General features: G+C 69.6%; 2 protein-coding genes. Both read left to right on the forward strand.

Features of this window, described 5'->3' with window-relative positions:
• Positions 1–411, forward strand: a 411-nt coding sequence (locus tag F6S12_RS32430; protein WP_315869946.1) for a GGDEF domain-containing protein, incomplete at its 5' end; no start/stop codon positions are given.
• Between the two features lie 9 nt (positions 412–420).
• A partial coding sequence (locus tag F6S12_RS32435) for an AraC family transcriptional regulator ligand-binding domain-containing protein (RefSeq protein WP_315869947.1) occupies positions 421–770 on the forward strand: 350 nt, incomplete at its 3' end.

Genomic DNA, 770 nt, shown 5'->3' on the forward strand with positions numbered 1-770 from the left:
CAAGACAGCCGCCGCCAGCAGCAGCCGCTGTCGCTGCTGGCCCTGGACCTGGACCACTTCGCGGCGATCAACCAGGACTACGGCCATGCCGAAGGCGATGCGGTGCTGCAGGCCCTGAGCCATGTGCTGCTGCTCAACCTGCGGCGCCAGGACCTGCTGTGCCGGCTGGCCGGCGACCGCTTCGTGGTGCTGCTGCCCAACACCGGGGAAAGCCAGGCACGGCTGCTGGCCCTGGAGCTGCAACAGGCGGTGCAGGGCCTGGCACACAAGACCCGACAACACGGCGAGCGCCTGCACCTGGCGGCCAGCACTGCGGTGGTGATGGCCCTGGAGGAAACCCCGGAGGGGCTGCTCAAGCGCCTCAACCTGGCCCTGGCCCGGGCCAAGCAGCCCCTGGCAAAAACCGCCTGAGGCGCCGTCATGACCGTGAAGACCCACTGGTACGAAGCCGATACGCGGTTTATCCCCGGGCACTATCAACCGGCGGCGCTGATCGACCTGGCGCTGTCCCGGGACATCGACAGCCACCGCCTGCTGCGCGGCACCGGGCTGTTCCACGAGGACATCCTGGCCGGCCAGACCCGCCTCAGCCCGCAGCAGTTCCTGGCGCTGATCGGCAACGGCCGGCGCCTGCTGGATGCCGACGACAGCAGTTTCCTGTTTGGCCAGCGCCTGCTGCCCGGGCACTACGGCGCCGCCAGCCATGCCCTACGCCATGCGCAGAACCTGCACCAGGCCCTGGACGCCCTGGTGCAGCAGCAGGCGCTGCT

It is taken from the genome of Pseudomonas sp. JV245A (genome assembly GCF_032424515.1).
Taxonomy (GTDB): Bacteria; Pseudomonadota; Gammaproteobacteria; order Pseudomonadales; family Pseudomonadaceae; genus Aquipseudomonas; species Aquipseudomonas protegens.